This is a genomic window from Erwinia plantamica, from assembly GCF_043420595.1.
In the GTDB taxonomy this organism is placed as follows: domain Bacteria; phylum Pseudomonadota; class Gammaproteobacteria; order Enterobacterales; family Enterobacteriaceae; genus Erwinia; species Erwinia aeris.
Window position 1 is genome coordinate 1 of sequence record NZ_JBGCUC010000022.1, and the last position, 15,963, is coordinate 15,963.

General features: G+C 58.2%; 14 protein-coding genes. 4 read left to right on the plus strand and 10 right to left on the minus strand.

The features are described from left to right. Positions 1 to 210: 210 nt before the first annotated feature. Complete coding sequence (gene nfuA / locus AB3U87_RS19185) at positions 211 to 786, minus strand: Fe-S biogenesis protein NfuA (RefSeq protein ID WP_125289892.1); 576 nt, start codon at positions 784 to 786, stop codon at positions 211 to 213. A 59-nt stretch (positions 787 to 845) separates the two neighbouring features. Then, positions 846 to 1,526 carry a DNA utilization protein GntX gene (gene gntX, locus AB3U87_RS19190; RefSeq protein ID WP_370734939.1) on the minus strand — a complete coding sequence of 227 codons (681 nt, stop codon included), beginning with the start codon at positions 1,524 to 1,526 and terminating at the stop codon, positions 846 to 848. A 34-nt stretch (positions 1,527 to 1,560) separates the two neighbouring features. Here gntX and bioH point away from each other — a divergent pair, with 34 nt between their 5' ends. Next, positions 1,561 to 2,337 (plus strand): pimeloyl-ACP methyl ester esterase BioH, encoded by a 777-nt coding sequence (gene bioH, locus AB3U87_RS19195; protein WP_394150133.1) that lies wholly within the window; start codon positions 1,561 to 1,563, stop codon positions 2,335 to 2,337. Between the two features lie 142 nt (positions 2,338 to 2,479). Further along, a complete protein-coding gene (locus AB3U87_RS19200) occupies positions 2,480 to 2,749 on the plus strand; it encodes a YdgH/BhsA/McbA family protein (protein WP_253461199.1) in 270 nt (89 codons plus the stop codon). A gap of 18 nt (positions 2,750 to 2,767) precedes the next feature. Here the strand turns inward: AB3U87_RS19200 and AB3U87_RS19205 are convergent, their stop codons facing one another. The 5 genes from AB3U87_RS19205 to greB form a co-directional block, all read right to left on the minus strand. After that, positions 2,768 to 4,477, minus strand: coding sequence for an alpha-amylase family glycosyl hydrolase (locus AB3U87_RS19205; RefSeq protein ID WP_370734938.1), 1,710 nt, complete (start codon positions 4,475 to 4,477; stop codon positions 2,768 to 2,770). A 95-nt stretch (positions 4,478 to 4,572) separates the two neighbouring features. Then, positions 4,573 to 6,876, minus strand: coding sequence for a Fe(2+) transporter permease subunit FeoB (feoB, locus tag AB3U87_RS19210; RefSeq protein ID WP_394150136.1), 2,304 nt, complete (start codon positions 6,874 to 6,876; stop codon positions 4,573 to 4,575). A gap of 14 nt (positions 6,877 to 6,890) precedes the next feature. Beyond that, positions 6,891 to 7,115, minus strand: a complete 225-nt coding sequence (locus AB3U87_RS19215) for a FeoA domain-containing protein (protein ID WP_253457602.1) — start codon at positions 7,113 to 7,115, stop codon at positions 6,891 to 6,893. 224 nt (positions 7,116 to 7,339) lie between these two features. Then, complete coding sequence (locus AB3U87_RS19220; protein ID WP_301251846.1) at positions 7,340 to 9,655, minus strand: Tex family protein; 2,316 nt, start codon at positions 9,653 to 9,655, stop codon at positions 7,340 to 7,342. A gap of 98 nt (positions 9,656 to 9,753) precedes the next feature. Next, positions 9,754 to 10,233 (minus strand): transcription elongation factor GreB, encoded by a 480-nt coding sequence (gene greB / locus AB3U87_RS19225; protein WP_253457608.1) that lies wholly within the window; start codon positions 10,231 to 10,233, stop codon positions 9,754 to 9,756. A gap of 290 nt (positions 10,234 to 10,523) precedes the next feature. Between greB and ompR the strand changes: the two genes are divergently transcribed. After that, on the plus strand, positions 10,524 to 11,243 hold the full coding sequence (gene ompR / locus AB3U87_RS19230) for an osmolarity response regulator transcription factor OmpR (protein ID WP_001157751.1): 720 nt from the start codon (positions 10,524 to 10,526) through the stop codon (positions 11,241 to 11,243). Next, positions 11,240 to 12,589 (plus strand): two-component system sensor histidine kinase EnvZ, encoded by a 1,350-nt coding sequence (gene envZ, locus AB3U87_RS19235; RefSeq protein WP_253457611.1) that lies wholly within the window; start codon positions 11,240 to 11,242, stop codon positions 12,587 to 12,589. Before ompR ends, envZ begins: the two co-directional genes overlap by 4 nt. A gap of 58 nt (positions 12,590 to 12,647) precedes the next feature. Here the strand turns inward: envZ and pckA are convergent, their stop codons facing one another. The 3 genes from pckA to hslR form a co-directional block, all read right to left on the minus strand. Beyond that, entirely contained in the window at positions 12,648 to 14,261 is a 1,614-nt protein-coding gene (gene pckA / locus AB3U87_RS19240; RefSeq protein ID WP_394150140.1) for a phosphoenolpyruvate carboxykinase (ATP), read from the minus strand. Positions 14,262 to 14,547: 286 nt separating this feature from the next. Further along, the gene (hslO, locus tag AB3U87_RS19245; protein ID WP_394150142.1) at positions 14,548 to 15,426 is read right to left on the minus strand and encodes an Hsp33 family molecular chaperone HslO; all 879 of its coding nucleotides are present in this window, start codon (positions 15,424 to 15,426) and stop codon (positions 14,548 to 14,550) included. Positions 15,427 to 15,449: 23 nt separating this feature from the next. Beyond that, complete coding sequence (gene hslR / locus AB3U87_RS19250; protein ID WP_301251843.1) at positions 15,450 to 15,851, minus strand: ribosome-associated heat shock protein Hsp15; 402 nt, start codon at positions 15,849 to 15,851, stop codon at positions 15,450 to 15,452. Positions 15,852 to 15,963 lie beyond the last annotated feature (112 nt).

Sequence of the window (15,963 nt, forward strand, 5' to 3'; positions counted from 1 at the left end):
AGAAGCAGAAGCAGAAGCAGAAGCAGAAGCAGAAGCAGAAGCAGAAGCAGAAGCAGAAGCAGAAGCAGAAGCAGAAGAGTTGGGCCTGTGCAGCCATTTAACCAATCGGTATCAGAATTTATGTCCTGATTTTTTAAGGCATGAAAGAGGCTGTATAAAAAAACCGGGCGGCCCATGACTCACCCGGTTCATTGCGGTAGTTTAGCGCACTCAGTAGAAAGAGTGTTCGCCACGCTGGTGCTCGGTCAGATCGCGCACACCTTTCAGCTCGGGGAAGGTCGCCAGCAGCTCTTTCTCGATACCTTCTTTCAGCGTCACATCAACCATTGAACAGCCGTTACAGCCGCCGCCGAACTGCAGGATAGCGAAGCCGTCGTCGGTGATTTCCATCAGCGATACCTTGCCGCCGTGGCTCGCCAGCTGTGGGTTAATGGTGGCCTGGAGCTGATATTCCACGCGCTCGATCAGCGGCGCGTCGTCGCTCACCTTACGCATTTTGGCGTTTGGCGCCTTCAGCGTCAGCTGGGAACCCAGATTATCGGTGACGAAATCAATCTCGGCGTCTTCCAGGTAGGGCGCGCTCAGTTCATCAACGTAGGCGGAGAGCTTCTCGAACTTCAGCTCGGTGTCGGTGGCTTCTACCGCATCGGGTGGGCAGTAAGAAACGCCGCATTCCGCACCGGGCGTACCCGGATTGATAACGAATACGCGAATCTGGGTGCCCTCTTCCTGTTTTGACAGCAGTTTTGCGAAGTGCTCTTGCGCAGAATCAGTAATTCGGATCATGGCGATTGCTCAATAGTTGACTAAATTAGTGGGTTTATTTTACGCTCATCGCCGACGCTCTACAAGGTGCGGCAAAGGCACAGGACCTGTACGCTGGCCGCACCCGCACGCAGCAGGAGCCGGGCGATTTCTTCAACGGTGCTGCCGGTGGTGACGACGTCATCCAGTAAAGCGATATGCCGTCCTTTCACCTCGATTTCAACCTTAAAGGCGCCCCGCAGATTACGCCGTCTGGCGCGGGCCGATAAAAAGTGCTGAACCCGTGTCCTTTTTTTCCGGCTCAGGCCGCCCGGCGCGCAGGGAATGGCAAGCCAGTGCGCCAGATAGCGGGCCATATCGTCCAGCTGATTATAACCACGCCGCCAGGCGCGGCTGCGATGCAGCGGAACGTAGAGCAGCAGATCGGGACGCTGGAGCCTGCCTTCACGACGGGCCGTTAACCAGGTTAGCAAAATCAGGCGCGCCAGCATCACCGATAGTGCTGTTTGCTGCGAAAACTTCAGTTTTTTGACCAGCTCTTTTAGCGGCGGCTGCCAGTCGGCGACGAAAATCAGCCGCTGCCACGAGGGCGGATGACGCTGGCAGCGGCCGCACTCCTCATTGGGATAAAAGGTAGATAAGCCACAGCGCGGACAGCAGCAGGGCGGTTTCAGGGCGCGCTGGCAGTAACTGCATATACCGTGATGGGCCAGCGTCAGCGGCATCCGGCATAGCCAACAGGCGGCGGGCATTGTTAGCATAGCGTCCTCCATGACAAAAACAGGATAGTAATAGATGGCTCAGCTTTACTGGCAGACAATCGGCACGGGAGATCGCGATCTTGTGATGCTCCACGGATGGGGACTGAACGCGGGCGTCTGGCAGAACATCATTGCGCGACTCAGCCCGCATTTTCGTCTGCACCTGGTGGATCTGCCCGGCTATGGCCGCAGCGAAGGGTTTCCGGCGATGGGCGTGGAGGAGATGGTGGCGAACCTGCTGCCCTTTGCGCCTGCCCGCGCCGTCTGGCTGGGCTGGTCGTTAGGCGGCCTGGTGGCGAGTTCGCTGGCGTTGCAGCATCCGCAACGCGTCAGCGGGCTGGTCAGCGTGGCTTCTTCACCCTGTTTTACCGCGCAGGACGACTGGCCGGGCATCAAACCCGAGACGCTAAGTAATTTTCAGCAGCAGCTGAGCGAGGACTTTCAGCGTACCGTCGAGCGCTTCCTGGCGCTGCAAACGCTGGGCACGGAAACGGCCAGGCAGGATGCGCGCCAGCTCAAAAGCGTGGTGCTCTCGCTGCCTGCTCCGGAAGTCAGCGTGCTGCAGGGCGGGCTGGAAATTCTGCGCACCGTCGATCTGCGCGAACCGATGCAGGCATTACAGGTGCCGCTGCTGCGTATTTACGGCGCGCTGGACGGCCTGGTGCCGCGTAAAATCGCGCCGCTGCTGGATGCGCGCTGGCCCGACAGCGAAGCGGTTATCATCGACAAGGCCGCACACGCGCCTTTTATTTCCCATGCCGAAGCGTTCTGCGAGCAACTGATTGATTTTGGATTGAAATTGCCGCGTTAATTTTGTTCAGAAAACTGGCGAATTGCGGGTTACCGATAATAATTATCAGGGGCTGCTGACCGCTTTACCTCTGAGTGGACAGGCTTCCTGTCCAGCATTCTCATCCGGCAGCCGACGACAATAACATTAACCGGGAGTGTCTCTGATGAAATTAAAAACGATGGCCGTTGCCTTTCTGGCGCTGTCCCTGCCTTTTGCCGCGCTGGCGGCGAAAGAGGTGACCCGAGAAGAAGTCAAAACCATGAACCTGGAAAAAATCGGCACGGTGCACACCACGGCGGAAACCACTTCGCCAATGGATGCCAAAGCGGTGCTGTCGAAGCTGGCGGATGAGAAGGGCGGCAAATACTATCTGATTATCGCCGGCCGTGAACACGGTAAATTCAGCGCGACCGCAGACGTTTATAAGTAAGCTTTCGGCAGGCAGAATTCATTCTGCCTGCTGTTTCTCTCCCACGTTTTTCAGCCACAGAAAGTGCCACGGCGGCAGCGTCAGCGGATGATTACTGTTAAAAATGCTGTTACCGGCAATATTACGGTAGAGCCGATTGTCCGGCAGCGTCCAGCTAACTTCTTTACCGCTCAGATTATAAATACAGAGCATCTCTTCATGCGTCTGCGCCGATCGACGTCGCAAAATAAACAGTGAGTTATCGCTTTCCAGCACTTCGGCAGGGTTATCGGGATGAAAAGCGGGCTGGCGCGTTCTTAACTGAATCAGCTGGCTCAGCCCATGGTACACCTTATGGCGTAAAGAGCGGGTATCGCTGAGCGCGGCTTCAATCTCGCCGATAGCGTATTTTTCGCGGTTAATGGCCCGGTTGTGGCCCGCTACTTTTACCCCTTCCATATCGTTACGTGAACCCAAAATGCTCTGAATATAAACCGCCGGCACGCCGGGAAAAGCCAGCAGGACCGCATGCGCCAGCATAAAGCGCTGGAAGCGCACCTCGTCGCTGTCCTCTTTTTTATTCAGCGCATCCATATAGGTAACGTTGATCTCATAGGGGCTGCTGGTGCCGTCAGGATTGTTTTTATAGGAGATCAGCGCGCCTTCAAGCGCCAGATCCCTGACCAGCGACACGATTTCGGTTTCCGGCAGGATGCCGCGCAGCGGATTCAGGCCGATGCCGTCGTGCGAGGCCAGAAAGTTAAACCAGGTGGTGGTGCCGTTGCCGACGCCCAGCGAGGCTGCCCACTGCTTGAGCGCGCGTGAGGAACCATAATGGATAGCGTGCAGCAACAGCGGCGGCAGCGAGAACTGATAGACCATCTGCGCTTCATCGCGCCCGTTGCCGAAGTAGCTGATATTGTCTTTATGCGGCACGTTGGTTTCGGTAATGATCACCGTGCCGGGCGCAACTTCCTCCGCGATAGCGCGGAACAGCTTCACCAGCAGGTGCGTTTTTTCCAGATGGATGCACGAGGTGCCGGGCGTTTTCCACATATAGCCCACCGCATCCAGCCGCACGTAGTCCGCGCCCTTTGCCAGATAGTCGAGCAGCACCCTGACCATGCTCAGCAGCACCTCTGGCCTGGCGAAATTCAGGTCGATCTGATCGGCGCTGAAGGTGGTCCAGATAAAACGGGTTTCGCCGTTTGCCAGCGTAAAAGGCGTCAGCAGCGGCGAGGTTCTGGGCCGCGTTACCGCGCTGAGATCCGTGCCGGGCGGCATACTGATAAAGAAATCGTCCCAGCCGGGATCCTGTGCCAGATAGTGCTTAAACCAGGCGCTGTGGGCAGAAATATGGTTGCAGACGAAATCGAACATCAGCCGCGTATGCTGATGCAGTTCCGCCACGTCTGACCAGTCGCCGCAGATGGTATTGACCCGATGATAGTCAATGACCGAAAAGCCATCGTCGGAGGAGTAGGGGAAAAAAGGCAGAAGATGAACCAGGGTAAAGCACTTGAGATGCTGCTGATAAAAGCGGGAGAAGGTGCGCAGCGTGGGCGCCTCGCGCTCGCGGAACTGATCGGCGTAGGTAATCAGCACCACGTCTTTTTCGTCCCAGTGCGCTTTACGCTGGTAGCCGAGTTCTTTTTGCGTCTGCCTGATGGCTTCCGTCAGCTGGTTCAGCGTATCGGCGGGAAAAGCGCCCTCATAGATCTTATCGATTAAGTTATTGATAATTTCCATTTTTATAAAGTGAGCCACCGCATTGGTTTACAGCCACGTAATGTTCACTGTAGACCCTGGAAGCGAAATCGCAACTTCCTGCGGCGGCTGACGCTTTAGTGGCAGCTGCCTTTTTTACTGCATCCCATGCAGCCATTGGCATCAAGGGTTCTGACCGACAGCCGGGCTGGCGGCAGCCTGATGTTTTTCATCACCGCCAGCAGCAGCAGATTAAACAGGGCGACCGCGACCAGGACTATCGCGCTTGACTGCGGATGGCTGGTGAAGGTGGCAAGCTGATAAAACGTTGCCGCCAGGCTGTAGGCCAGGCTCAGCCCCCAAAAGTTTGAGAACAGCATCCAGCCGGTGCTGCTTTCGCGCGCTACCGCGCCCATCACCGACACGCAAGGCACGTAAAGCAGCACGAAAATCAGATAGCTATAGGCGGCGGTATCGCTGGCAAATTTGCTGTGCATCATGCCCATCGCGCCGCTTGCCATATCGCCGTCGCCTTTGCTGGCATCAAGCGGATGCAGCAGCACGCTCAGGCTGAATGTTTCCTTCACGCTTTGCCAGGTTTCCGTTACCGCCCCTTTCAGCTCCGCCAGCAGGCTATAGCTCTGTGGATCGAAGGTTTCTTCGTGCAGCGCCTCGGCGGTATAAAGCGTATTCAGCGTGCCGATAACCACTTCTTTCGCCATCGCGCCGGTGAGCAGCCCGACCGTAGCCTGCCAGTTATCGCTGCTGACGCCAATCGGAGCGAGCAGCGGGGTCAGCTGACGGCTTACCGTCGCCAGTGCCGAATCATTGATGCTGGAAACGGGCTGGCCGCTGAACGAAAAGCTGTTCAGACCGCCGATAATCACGCTCACGATCACGATGACCTTGCCGGCGCGCAGCACAAAGCTTTTCAGCCGCTGCCAGGTTTGCAGGCACAGGCTTTTCAGATGCGGCACGTGCCAGGCAGGCATTTCCATCATAAAAGGCGTCGCCTCGCCGCGCAGCAGCGTGTGCTTCAGCACCAGGCCAGTGACGATCGCGGCCAGGATCCCCAGCAGATAGAGGCTGAATACCACCAGCGCACCGTGCTGGCCGAAGAAAGCCGAGGCGAAAATGGCAAAGATAGCCAGCCGCGCGCCGCATGACATAAAGGGCGCCATCAGCAGCGTAATCAACCGTTCGCGCGGCGCGTCAAGCGTGCGGGTGCCCATCACCGCAGGCACGTTGCAGCCGAAGCCGACGATCAGCGGCACAAAGGATTTGCCGGGCAGCCCCAGCGCCTGCATCAGCCGATCCACGACAAAAGCCGCGCGGGCCATATAGCCGGAATCCTCCATAAAAGAGAGAAACAGATACATCAGGCCAATCTGCGGGATCAGCGGCATCACCGTATTGATGCCGCCGCCGATGCCCTGCGCCAGGAACAGCGTCAGCATGCCAGGGAAGTGCAGCGTTGCGCCCAGCCACTGCATGCCGTCGACAAAGATGGCCGCGCTACCCTGTTCAAACAGCGGTTGCAGCGCGCCGCCCAGGTTGATGGCGAGAAAGAACATCAGATAAATCACCGCCAGGAAAATGGGGATACCCAGCCAGCGATGCAGCACCAGTGCGTCAAGCAGCCCGAAGAGACGAGGCGGAATGGCCGTCTGTTTTCCCCTGGCGCGCTGGCACAGCTTTTCAATCGCGGCATAGCGAGCCTGGCTGATGGCAAGCGGCGCTGCTTCCGGGCCGATTTGCGCCGCCAGCGCTGCGGCGCGCTCACCGGCCTGAATACGGCACCAGACGTCGCCTTCCAGCATCTGCAGGGCCAGCCAGCGCCGACGCGAAAGCGGCAGCTGAACCGGCATGGCGGCCTGGAGCGTGGCAACGTGGCGCTCCGTTTCTTCGGGATAATCAACGGTCAATACCCTGGCCCGACCGTCAAAGTCGTCAATCGCCGCCTTCAGCCGATCAATGCCCGTGCCGCGTGTGGACACCAGCGGCAGTACAGGGCAGCCCAGCGCTTTTTCCAGCTGCGCCACATCAATATGGATATGCTGACTTTCCGCAATATCCAGCATGTTCAGCGCGACGATGCAGGGTACGCCCAGCTCGCGCAGCTGTAGCGTCAGGTACAGATTGCGGGCCAGGTTGCTGGCGTCAACCACGTTGATCAGCAGATCCGCCTCGCCGCTCAGAATATAGCTACAGGCGATCTGCTCATCCAGCGAGCCTTGCTCCGACATGGTGGTCAGTGAATAGGTGCCAGGCAGATCCACCAGCTGCACCTTGTGCTGCGCGGTGGTAAAGGAACCTTCCTTGCGCTCCACGGTGACGCCAGCCCAGTTGCCGACGCGCTGGCGGGCGCCGGTCAGCTGGTTAAACAGGGTCGTTTTCCCGGCGTTGGGATTGCCGATAAGGCCGATCGTCGTGGTTTTCATAGAGTCGCTCGCTTTCAGTTCAGGCAGTCAAGCTGGATAAGGGAAAGATCTTTGCGGCGCAGCGCCAGGCTGGCATAGCCGTTTTCGATTTTGACGGGGCCGCCGAACGGCGCCACGGCCTTAACCTGAAAGCGAGAACCGGGACAAAGCCCCTGCAACAGCAGTTTTTGCCGGAAGCCCGGACTGATAGCCGGAGAGAAACCTTTGATTGCGTAATAGCGATTGGCAAGAAATTTCATAGCACCACCCTGGCAGGCTACGCTGCCGTGATAATTGACTGGGGTGATTATATTGAGAATGATTATTACTTCAGTTGATGTAGGACAAATTTACGCCGAAGGAAGTTATCTGGAAAGTAAACAGGAAACAAAAAAGCGAAGGGCGCGCAAAAAAAATGCCGGTTAAGCGTGCGGATCGGGCGAGCCGCACGCTTTTTGCAGAACGGGCGCGTTAGCGCCCGCGATCAGGACTTCTTGCCGAAGGCGGCGGCCAGCGCATCACCCATCGCGCTGTTGCCCGCAGGCTGTGCGGCAGGACGCGGACGCGCTTTATTCTGCGCAGGGCGACCGGCGTCGCGACCGGCGCTGCGGCGAGCGTTGGTTTCGCCCGGCTGCTCGTCAAGACGCATGGTTAAGGCGATACGCTTGCGCTGGAGATCGACCTCCATCACTTTGACTTTGACGATATCGCCCGCTTTCACCACCTTATGCGGATCGTCGACGAACTTGTCGGCCAGCGAAGAGATATGCACCAGGCCATCCTGATGCACGCCGATATCGACAAAAGCGCCGAAGTTGGTGACGTTGGTGACGGCACCCTCCAGCACCATGCCCGGCAGCAGGTCATTCAGGGTTTCCACGCCTTCCGCAAACTGGGCGGTTTTGAACTCGGGACGCGGATCGCGGCCCGGTTTCTCCAGCTCTTTGAGGATGTCACTGACCGTCGGCACGCCAAACTTCTCGTCGGTGAAATCCACGGCGCGCAGATCGCGCAGCGCGGTTGAGTTGCCCATCAAATCGCTCAGCGCCTGCTCGGTGGCGGCCAGGATGCGCTCGACGACCGGATAGGTTTCCGGGTGAACGGTTGAGGCATCCAGCGGGTTATCGCCCTGGCTGATACGCAGGAAGCCCGCGCACTGTTCAAAGGCTTTCGGCCCCAGGCGGGCGACCTTCAGCAGCTGCTGGCGATTGCGGAAGCGGCCGTTCTCGTCGCGCCAGTTAACGATATTCTGCGCAATCATCTTGCTCAGGCCGGCGACGCGGGTCAGCAGCGGCACGGAAGCGGTGTTCAGATCCACGCCCACGCCGTTAACGCAGTCTTCCACCACCGCATCCAGCTTTTTCGCCAGCTGGCTTTGGCTGACGTCGTGCTGATACTGGCCGACGCCGATCGATTTCGGATCGATTTTCACCAGCTCGGACAGCGGATCCTGCAGGCGACGGGCAATGGAAACGGCGCCGCGCAGCGAAACGTCCAGATCCGGAAACTCCAGCGCGGCCAGCTCGGAAGCGGAATAGACGGAGGCGCCCGCTTCGCTGACGATGACCTTCTGGCCTTTAACCTGGGGGAACTGCTTTTGCACATCCAGATAAAAACGTTCGGTTTCGCGCGAGGCGGTGCCGTTGCCGATCGCCACCAGCTCAACCTGATGCTTTGTGCAAAGCGCGGCGACCGCAGCGGCGGCTTTGGCGGCCTGGCCGGTATGCGGATAAACCGTATCCGTGGCGACCAGCTTGCCGGTGGCGTCCACCACAGCGACCTTCACGCCGGTGCGCAGACCCGGATCCAGACCCATCGTGGCGCGCATACCCGCAGGCGCGGCCATCAGCAGATCGTGCAGATTACGGGCGAACACGTTAATCGCCTCGTCTTCCGCGCGTTCGCGTACCGTGCCCATCAGCTCGGTTTCAAGATGCAGCATCACTTTAATGCGCCATGTCCAGCTCACCACCGCTTTGCGCCAGCTGTCCGCCGGGGCGTTGTTCAGGCGCAGGTTGAGATGATTGGCGATGATCTGTTCGCCCTGGCTTTCGCGCGGCGGCTCGTCAAACTGCGGATCGGCGTTCAGTGCAAGCTGGAGTACGCCCTCGTTGCGGCCACGGAACATGGCCAGCGCGCGATGCGAAGGCACGGTAGACAGCGGTTCGTGATGATCGAAATAGTCGCGGAACTTGGCGCCTTCTTCCTGCTTGCCTTCCACCACTCGCGATACCAGATGGGCGTTTTTCCACAGATAGTCACGCACTTTCGCCAGCAGCGTGGCGTCTTCCGCAAAGCGCTCCATCAGGATATAGCGCGCGCCGTCCAGCGCGGCTTTGGTGTCGGCCACGCCTTTCTCGGCATCGACAAAGCCTGCGGCAAACTGCTCCGGCTCGTGGGAGGGATCCTGCCACAGGGCGTCGGCCAGCGGCGCCAGGCCCGCTTCGATAGCAATCTGTCCACGCGTGCGGCGTTTCGGCTTGTAGGGCAGGTAAAGGTCTTCCAGCTCGGTTTTGCTCAGCGTGCTGCCGATAGCCTCGGCCAGCTCGTCGGTCAGCTTGCCCTGGTCGCCAATGGATTTCAGGATCGACTGACGGCGCTCTTCCAGCTCGCGCAGGTAGCCCAGGCGCGCTTCCAGCTGGCGCAGCTGGGTATCGTCCAGGCCGCCGGTCGCTTCCTTACGGTAGCGTGCGATAAACGGCACGGTGTTTCCTTCATCCAGCAGACGGACAGCGGCATCAACCTGTTCTGCCCGTGCCTGCAGCTCACTTGCAATTATGCGGCTCAGCGAATCTTTCATTGTCGGTTACTTTATGGCTTGAGAAACTGCGGCAAGTCTACGGATTGCCGACGGCAATTGCCAGCGTATGGCCTTAAGGAGGCCGCAGATCCGCAGGATTAGGATTGTTTAACGTAGGTGATGTCGTTGACGTACCAGCCCGCCTCGCCAACGGGCGTCTGCACCACGGCCAGATCGCCTACCTCTTTTTTCAGCAGCGCGCGCGCCATAGGCGAGTCGATAGAAATGTAGTCTTTGCGGCCGAAGATCTCGTCGTAGCCGACGATGCGAAAGCGCTTGAGTTCCCCGTCGTCGTTTTCCACTTCGACCCAGGCACCAAAGAACACTTTGCCTTCCTGCTGCGGCGAATAGTCCACGATGCGCAGCTGCTCCAGACACTTGGTCAGGTAGCGCACGCGGCGGTCAATTTCACGCAGGCGTTTCTTGTTGTACTGGTAGTCGGCGTTTTCGCTGCGGTCGCCCAGGCTGGCGGCCCAGGTCACTTTTTTTGTCACTTCCGGACGCTCTTCGCGCCAGAGATAGTCCAACTCGGCTTTCAGCTTGTCGTAACCTTCGCGGGTGATCAGTTTGGTTTTCATTGTCGTCCTTCTCTTTCTCGGGAGTGCGCGCATTATTTTGTTGCGGCCCGGCCGGCGATGCAAATACCTTCACGTTTTTTCTGGCCCGCCGTTACTGATTGTTTGTCCTGATCTTTCAGTGCAAAAAGAGGGCGGCTGAAGGGGTAGTTTCGCGGATAAATTAAAGATAAGCTGCTGTTTAATATGCTTTGTAACAATTTCGGCTAGAATATAAACCATTATTGACTGTTACATTCAGGCATCTTTTTTAAGAATACCGGCACAGGCAATAGCGCCTTTGGAGTATCGAAATGCAAGAAAACTACAAAATCCTGGTCGTGGATGACGATATGCGTTTGCGCGCGCTGTTAGAACGTTATCTGACCGAGCAGGGTTTCCAGGTGCGCAGCGTCGCGAACGCTGAACAAATGGATCGTCTGCTGACCCGCGAATCCTTCCACCTGATGGTGCTGGACCTGATGCTGCCGGGCGAAGACGGTCTTTCTATCTGCCGCCGTCTGCGTAGCCAGAGCAACCCGATGCCGATCATTATGGTCACGGCGAAAGGGGAAGAAGTGGATCGTATCGTAGGGCTGGAAATCGGTGCCGACGACTATATTCCCAAACCGTTTAACCCACGCGAACTGCTGGCCCGTATCCGCGCCGTGCTGCGTCGTCAGGCCAACGAGCTGCCGGGCGCGCCTTCGCAGGAAGAAGCGGTTATCGCTTTCGGCAAGTTTAAGCTGAACCTGGGCACGCGCGAAATGTTCCGCGAAGACGAGCCGATGCCGCTGACCAGCGGAGAATTCGCCGTGCTGAAGGCGCTGGTGAGCCACCCGCGCGAGCCACTTTCCCGCGACAAGCTGATGAATCTGGCGCGCGGCCGCGAATACAGCGCGATGGAGCGTTCTATCGACGTGCAGATTTCCCGTCTGCGCCGCATGGTGGAAGAAGATCCGGCCCATCCGCGCTATATCCAGACCGTGTGGGGTTTAGGCTACGTCTTTGTACCGGACGGCAGTAAAGCATGAGGCGACTCCGCTTCTCTCCCCGCAGTTCCTTTGCCCGCACGCTGCTGCTGATCGTCACCCTGCTGTTTGTCAGCCTGGTGACGACCTATCTGGTGGTGCTGAATTTCGCCATTCTGCCCAGCCTGCAGCAGTTTAATAAGGTGCTGGCGTATGAGGTGCGAATGCTGATGACCGACAGGCTGCAGCTGGAGGACGGCACGCAGCTTGAAGTGCCGCCAGCGTTTCGCCGGGAAATCTATCGCGAGCTGGGTATTTCGCTGTATACCAATGCGGCGGCGGAAGAGAGCGGATTACGCTGGGCGCAACACTACGAGTTTCTCAGCCAGCAGATGGCGCAGCAGCTCGGCGGCCCAACAGACGTACGCGTCGAAGTAAACAAAAATTCGCCGGTTGTCTGGCTGAAAACCTGGCTTTCGCCCGATATCTGGGTGCGGGTGCCGCTGACCGAAATTCATCAGGGTGACTTCTCGCCGCTGTTCCGCTACACGCTGGCGATTATGCTGCTGGCGATAGGCGGCGCATGGCTGTTTATCCGCATCCAGAACCGACCGCTGGTGGAGCTGGAGCACGCCGCGCTTCAGGTGGGCAAGGGCATTATTCCGCCGCCGCTGCGGGAATACGGCGCGTCTGAAGTGCGATCGGTGACGCGGGCGTTTAATCAGATGGCGGCAGGCGTGAAGCAGCTGGCCGACGACCGCACGCTGTTGATGGCAGGCGTCAGCCACGATTTGCGCACGCCTTTGACGCGTATTCGCCTGGCCACTGAAATGATGTCGCAGGAAGACGGCTACCTGGCGGAATCGATCAACAAAGATATTGAAGAATGCAACGCCATTATCGAGCAGTTTATCGACTACCTGCGTACCGGGCAGGAGATGCAGACCGAGCGTGCGGATCTCAATAGCGTGGTAGGCGAGGTCGTGGCGGCGGAAAGCGGCTACGAGCGGGAAATCGAGAACGCGGTAATGCCCACGGAACTGATGCTGGATATCAATCCGTTGTCGATCAAGCGCGCGGTCGCCAATCTGGTGGTTAATGCCGCTCGCTATGGCAACGGCTGGATCAAGGTCAGCAGCGGCAGCGAGCTACAGCGCGCCTGGTTCCAGGTAGAGGATGACGGGCCGGGGATCAAGCCCGAGCAGCTTAAGCACCTGCTTCAGCCTTTTGTGCGCGGCGACAGCGCCCGCAGCACCAGCGGCACCGGGCTGGGGCTGGCGATCGTGCAGCGTATTATCGATGCGCATCAGGGATCGCTGGAAATTGGCGAAAGCGAGCGGGGCGGATTGTGTATCCGCGCCTGGCTGCCTTTGCCGCCCAGCACCGCGCCTGCGGTCGTGACGGGATAAGCCGCAACAATGAAAAAGGCCGGATGTCAGACATCCGGCCTTTTTTATCACGCCTGGCCTACAGCTGCGGGCCGGCGGATACCAGCGCCGCACCGGCGGCCGTATCGGTATACTTATCAAAATTAGTAATAAACAGCTGCGCCAGGTCGCGCGCTTTCTCTTCCCACTGTGCGGCATCGGCGTAAGTGTTGCGCGGGTCGAGGATCGCACTGTCCACGCCTGGCAGTGCCAGCGGCACCGTCAGGTTAAAGATCGGCAGCGTGATGGTTTCCGCCCCGGCAATCTCATCGCTGAGGATAGCGTTGATAATGGCGCGTGTGTCCTTCAGCGAAATACGTTTGCCGCTGCCGTTCCAGCCGGTATTGACCAGATAAGCTTCCGCGCCCGCCGCCGCCATGCGTTTTACCAGCACCTCGGCGTATTGCGTCGGATGCAGCGTCAGGAACGCCGCGCCAAAGCAGGCGGAAAAGGTCGGCGTCGGTTCGGTGACGCCACGCTCCGTACCGGCCAGCTTGGCGGTAAAGCCCGACAGAAAGTGATACTGCGTCTGATCCGGCGTCAGACGCGACACCGGCGGCAGCACGCCGAAAGCGTCCGCCGTCAGAAAGATCACCTTACGGGCGTGTCCCGCTTTCGACACGGGCTTCACGATGTTGTCGATGTGGTAAATCGGGTAGGAGACGCGGGTATTCTCGGTCTTGCTGCCGTCGTCATAGTCCACCGAACCGTCGGCGCGTACCACCACGTTTTCCAGCAGCGCATCGCGACGAATAGCGTGATAGATTTCCGGCTCCGCCTGTTCAGACAGCTTGATGGTTTTGGCGTAGCAGCCGCCTTCAAAGTTGAAGACGCCGTCATCGTCCCAGCCGTGCTCATCGTCGCCGATCAGCTGGCGGTTTGGATCGGTCGACAGCGTGGTCTTGCCGGTGCCGGAGAGGCCGAAAAACACCGCCACATCGCCTTTTTCGCCAACGTTGGCCGAACAGTGCATCGACGCGATACCCTTCAGCGGCAGCAGATAGTTCATGATGGCGAACAGCCCTTTCTTCATCTCGCCGCCGTACCAGGTGCCGCCAATCAGTTGGATGCGCTCGGTCAGGTTAAACGCGACAAAGTTTTCGGAATGCAGCCCCTGCTGTTGCCAGTCGGGGTTAGTGCATTTCGCGCCGTTCATCACCACAAAGTCAGGTTCGAAGCTGGCCAGCGCCGCCTCATCCGGCCGGATAAACATGTTCTTAACGAAATGCGCCTGCCAGGCCACTTCGGTAATAAAACGCACGCTGAGACGCGTATCCGGGTTAGCGCCGCACCAGGCATCCACAACAAAAAGACGTTTGCCGGAGAGCTGTTTGGTGACTTTGGCTTTCAGATCCTGCCAGATTTCCTGCGAAAGCGGCTGGTTGTCATTTTTGCCTTTGCCCTGATCGTTCCACCACAGCGTGTCGCGAGTTGTCTCGTCACGCACGATATATTTATCTTTGGGGGAACGGCCGGTAAAGATGCCGGTATCGACGGCAATCGCGCCGGATTGCGTTTCGATACCGCGTTCATATCCGCTCAGTTCGGGACGCGTTTCTTCCCTGTACAGCGTGTCGAAATCCGGGTTGTAAAGGATCTCAACCACGTCCGTGATGCCATAATCGACGAGATCCTGCTGGGTCAGGTCACGCATGTTACTGCTCCTTTGTCGGGTCGGTTGTAATTACAGATGAAGGGAAATCACGTGCCGTTAACCGTAGTGGTTATCAAATTCTTAATAAAGTGTAAATTGCGATCGCGCGCAGTTTACACGGCTAAAGGCAGAGGAAAAGCAACAGGAGGCAGAAATGAGAGGCGACACATGAAACGCTTATTATCGCCTCAGCGTATGCATTTGCGTAAGGGTTTTGCGGAATGACTACGGTAAAAAGGCATAGGATGGTCAGAGAGATGCGCCGCCTGGCGACGGCGCAGTATTATCAGTGCACGCGCTCGTCGCCGGCGGCAGAGTCGTTGCGGATCGCTGCGATATCTACAGCATCGTAAATATAGTGGCTGCCGCAGTAGTCGCAATGCATATCGATCTTGCCGTCTTCGGCCAGGATCTCATTCACTTCTTCTTCCGGCAGGCTGCGCAGAACTTCACCGCAGCGTTCATGCGAACAGGTGCAGCGGAAGATCACGTCCTGCGGATCGTAGAGCGTGACTTCTTCCTGATGATACAGTCGCCACAGCACTTCGTTGGCCGGCAGGCCCAGCAGCTCTTCCGTTTTAATGGTGTCGGTCAGCGTCGCCAGATGCTCGAAGTCCTCTGTTTTGGCGTCCTGCGCGGGCAGAACCTGCAGCAGAATACCACCTGCGCCAGCCTGGCCTTCCGCTTCGCCGGTACGGATAAACAGGCGGGTCGGCAGCTGCTCCGAACGCATAAAGTAGTCTTCCAGACACTTGGCCAGGGTTTCGCCTTCCAGCCCAACCACGCCCTGATAGCGTTCGCCTTTGGCCGGCGTGATGGTGATCACCAGGTAGCCGTTGCCGACCATCTCTTTCAGGCTGCTGTCCGGCGCGATCTCGCTGTTAACACGGGCCACACCGCGCATTTCCTGACGATTGTTACCGTTGATCACGGCCAGGTTCAGCGGGCCGTCGCCCTGAAGCTGCACGGTGATGTCGCCGTCGAACTTCAGCGTGGCGGTCAGCAGGCTGGTGGCGACCAGCAGCTCGCCCAGCACTTTCTGTACCGGCAGCGGGTAATCGTGACCGTTGATAATCTGCTGCCAGGTGTCGGAAACCGTCACCAGTTCGCCGCGTACGGCGTAATTTTCAAACAGATAACGGTGCATTTGGTCTTGATGAGCCATAATTCTCTCTCGTTGTGGCAAGCTTATTCGTCGCCAGAATTTTTAAATTTCATCAGGTCCCGGCGCTCTTTTTTGTCAGGGCGACGGTCAGGATGCGGCATAGTCAACGCGTTCATTTTTCGCGCCAGCGCTATCTTTTCCCGCTTTTCAATACTTTCAGCCGTTTCGGCATACATCTGCTGGGCTTCCGCGGCCGGACGACGCTGGTCGCCCGTTGCCAGAACGATGATCGTACGTTCATCATTGCCCTGGCGTAAGGTTAGCTGGGCGTTCAGCTCCACCAGCTTGCTCGGCTTGCTGCGCTGGCCGTTGTAGTGCACTTTGCCGCCTTCAATCATCTCACGTGCGACCGCGCGGGTTTTATAGAAGCGAGCGGCCCACAGCCATTTATCGAGCCGAACCGCTTCTGCGGATTTCTCTTTCATCGCTGCTCCTGTTTGGGAATATCCCTATGTATGGGTTGCCTGTCGGAAATCAAGGTGCCTCTCCGGCTTAAGCCGGAGAGCGTCATGCGGGATGGCGCAGAGAGGACGATAA

Bases quoted from the DNA above. Each gene is read 5' to 3' on its own strand.
- nfuA (WP_125289892.1), bottom strand. From the start codon at position 786: ATGATCCGAATTACTGATTCTGCGCAAGAGCACTTCGCAAAACTGCTG.
- gntX (WP_370734939.1), bottom strand. From the start codon at position 1,526: ATGCTAACAATGCCCGCCGCCTGTTGGCTATGCCGGATGCCGCTGACG.
- bioH (WP_394150133.1), top strand. From the start codon at position 1,561: ATGGCTCAGCTTTACTGGCAGACAATCGGCACGGGAGATCGCGATCTT.
- AB3U87_RS19205 (WP_370734938.1), bottom strand. From the start codon at position 4,477: ATGGAAATTATCAATAACTTAATCGATAAGATCTATGAGGGCGCTTTT.
- feoB (WP_394150136.1), bottom strand. From the start codon at position 6,876: ATGAAAACCACGACGATCGGCCTTATCGGCAATCCCAACGCCGGGAAA.
- AB3U87_RS19215 (WP_253457602.1), bottom strand. From the start codon at position 7,115: ATGAAATTTCTTGCCAATCGCTATTACGCAATCAAAGGTTTCTCTCCG.
- AB3U87_RS19220 (WP_301251846.1), bottom strand. From the start codon at position 9,655: ATGAAAGATTCGCTGAGCCGCATAATTGCAAGTGAGCTGCAGGCACGG.
- greB (WP_253457608.1), bottom strand. From the start codon at position 10,233: ATGAAAACCAAACTGATCACCCGCGAAGGTTACGACAAGCTGAAAGCC.
- ompR (WP_001157751.1), top strand. From the start codon at position 10,524: ATGCAAGAAAACTACAAAATCCTGGTCGTGGATGACGATATGCGTTTG.
- envZ (WP_253457611.1), top strand. From the start codon at position 11,240: ATGAGGCGACTCCGCTTCTCTCCCCGCAGTTCCTTTGCCCGCACGCTG.
- pckA (WP_394150140.1), bottom strand. From the start codon at position 14,261: ATGCGTGACCTGACCCAGCAGGATCTCGTCGATTATGGCATCACGGAC.
- hslO (WP_394150142.1), bottom strand. From the start codon at position 15,426: ATGGCTCATCAAGACCAAATGCACCGTTATCTGTTTGAAAATTACGCC.
- hslR (WP_301251843.1), bottom strand. From the start codon at position 15,851: ATGAAAGAGAAATCCGCAGAAGCGGTTCGGCTCGATAAATGGCTGTGG.